Source organism: Halomonas getboli, assembly GCF_023094245.1.
In the GTDB taxonomy this organism is placed as follows: Bacteria; Pseudomonadota; Gammaproteobacteria; order Pseudomonadales; family Halomonadaceae; genus Halomonas; species Halomonas getboli.
Window position 1 is genome coordinate 1 of record NZ_JALMEW010000014.1, and the last position, 3,053, is coordinate 3,053.

The window sequence follows — 3,053 nt, forward strand, 5'->3', positions numbered from 1 at the left end:
TGTCGTCCGTGTCATCCACAGACCACTTGGGTGTTATATGGTCAAGCCTCACGGGCCATTAGTATCGGTTAGCTCAACGCCTTGCAGCGCTTCCACACCCGACCTATCAACCAGCTCGTCTTGCTGGGCCCTTCAGGAGGCTCGAGGCCTCGGGGAGATCTCATCTTGAAGGGGGCTTCCCGCTTAGATGCTTTCAGCGGTTATCCCGTCCGTACATAGCTACCCGGCGATGCCACTGGCGTGACAACCGGAACACCAGAGGTACGTCCACTCCGGTCCTCTCGTACTAGGAGCAGCACTTCTCAAATCTCCAACGCCCACGGCAGATAGGGACCGAACTGTCTCACGACGTTCTAAACCCAGCTCGCGTACCACTTTAAATGGCGAACAGCCATACCCTTGGGACCGACTTCAGCCCCAGGATGTGATGAGCCGACATCGAGGTGCCAAACACCGCCGTCGATGTGAACTCTTGGGCGGTATCAGCCTGTTATCCCCGGAGTACCTTTTATCCGTTGAGCGATGGCCCTTCCATACAGAACCACCGGATCACTAGAACCTACTTTCGTACCTGCTCGACGTGTCTGTCTCGCAGTTAAGCACCCTTATGCTCTTGCACTCATTGCACGATTTCCAACCGTGCTGAGGGTACCTTCGTGCTCCTCCGTTACGCTTTGGGAGGAGACCGCCCCAGTCAAACTACCCACCACACACGGTCCTCGATCCGGATCACGGACCTGAGTTAGAACGCCAATGATGCCAGGCTGGTATTTCAAGGTTGGCTCCACTCGATCTGGCGACCGAGTTTCCAAGCCTCCCAGCTATCCTACACAAGCAACATCAGCGTCCAGTGTGAAGCTGTAGTAAAGGTTCACGGGGTCTTTCCGTCTAGCCGCGGGTACACAGCATCTTCACTGCGATTTCAATTTCACTGAGTCTCGGGTGGAGACAGCGTGGCCATCATTACGCCATTCGTGCAGGTCGGAACTTACCCGACAAGGAATTTCGCTACCTTAGGACCGTTATAGTTACGGCCGCCGTTTACCGGGGCTTCGATCAGGAGCTTCGCTTACGCTAACACCATCAATTAACCTTCCGGCACCGGGCAGGCGTCATACCCTATACGTCCGCTTACGCGTTTGCAGAGTACTGTGTTTTTAATAAACAGTTGCAGCCACCTGGTATCTTCGACCGGCGTCAGCTCCACCCGCGAGGGGTTTCACCTAATACCGGCGTGCCTTCTCCCGAAGTTACGGCACCATTTTGCCTAGTTCCTTCACCCGAGTTCTCTCAAGCGCCTTGGTATTCTCTACCTGACCACCTGTGTCGGTTTGGGGTACGGTTTCACGTTATCTGAAGCTTAGAGGCTTTTCCTGGAAGCGTGGCATCGATGACTTCCAGACCGTAGTCTGTTCGTCTCGTCTCTCGGCCTTGGGGTACCGGATTTGCCTGATTCCCCAGCCTACTGACTTTCACCAGGACAACCAACGCCTGGCTCACCTAGCCTTCTCCGTCCCCCCATCGCAATAACGTGAAGTACGGGAATATTGACCCGTTTCCCATCGACTACGCTTTTCAGCCTCGCCTTAGGGGCCGACTCACTCTGCTCCGATTAGCGTCGAACAGAAACCCTTGGTCTTCCGGCGGGGAGGTTTTTCACCCCCCTTATCGTTACTCATGTCAGCATTCGCACTCGTGATACCTCCAGCATGCCTCTCGACACACCTTCGTCGGCGTACACGACGCTCCTCTACCGCTCGTCATTCGACGAACCCGTAGCTTCGGTACCTGGTTTGAGCCCCGTTACATCTTCCGCGCAGGCCGACTCGACTAGTGAGCTATTACGCTTTCTTTAAAGGATGGCTGCTTCTAAGCCAACCTCCTAGCTGTCTGAGCCTTCCCACATCGTTTCCCACTTAACCAGGATTTGGGGACCTTAGCTGACGGTCTGGGTTGTTTCCCTTTTCACAACGGACGTTAGCACCCGCTGTGTGTCTCCCACGCTGCACTCACCGGTATTCGGAGTTTGCCTCGGGTTGGTAAGTCGGGATGACCCCCTAGCCGAAACAGTGCTCTACCCCCGGCGGTGATACGTGAGGCGCTACCTAAATAGCTTTCGAGGAGAACCAGCTATCTCCGGGCTTGATTAGCCTTTCACTCCGATCCACAAGTCATCCAAATCTTTTTCAACAGATCCTGGTTCGGTCCTCCAGTTGATGTTACTCAACCTTCAACCTGCTCATGGATAGATCGCCCGGTTTCGGGTCTATATCCAGCGACTGGTCGCCCAGTTAAGACTCGGTTTCCCTACGCCTCCCCTATACGGTTAAGCTCGCCACTGAATATAAGTCGCTGACCCATTATACAAAAGGTACGCGGTCACCGAACGAGTCGGCTCCCACTGCTTGTACGCATACGGTTTCAGGATCTATTTCACTCCCCTCTCCGGGGTTCTTTTCGCCTTTCCCTCACGGTACTGGTTCACTATCGGTCAGCCAGGAGTATTTAGCCTTGGAGGATGGTCCCCCCGTCTTCAGTCAAGGTTTCACGTGCCCCGACCTACTCGATTTCACGGGATCAGGCTTTCGACTACGGGGCTATCACCCTGTATCGCTGAGCTTCCCAGCTCATTCGCCTAACCTTTCACCCGCTTAAGGGCTGGTCCCCGTTCGCTCGCCGCTACTAGGGGAATCTCGGTTGATTTCTTTTCCTCGGGGTACTTAGATGTTTCAGTTCTCCCGGTTCGCCTCGTTGACCTATGGATTCAGTCAACGATACCTGCCTGACGGCAGGTGGGTTTCCCCATTCAGAAATGTCCGGGTCGCAGGTTGTTTGCCACCTCGCCGAACCTTATCGCAGGCTTCCACGTCTTTCATCGCCTCTGGCTGCCAAGGCATCCACCGTATGCGCTTCATCGCTTGACCATATAACCCCAAGGGGTCTGATCTGCGATGACAACAACGACAATTGCCGGATACGCTTGAGACGTATCTCATGCCCTCTCCCGGGTAGGAGAGGGACTTTGTCAGCATGATTCACATTGTTAAAGAGCG

Annotated in this window: 1 rRNA gene; it reads right to left on the reverse strand. The window is 54.6% G+C overall.

What is annotated here, in order from left to right:
* Positions 1-37 precede the first annotated feature (37 nt).
* A 23S ribosomal RNA gene (locus MYL53_RS17145) occupies positions 38-2,924 on the reverse strand.
* Positions 2,925-3,053 lie beyond the last annotated feature (129 nt).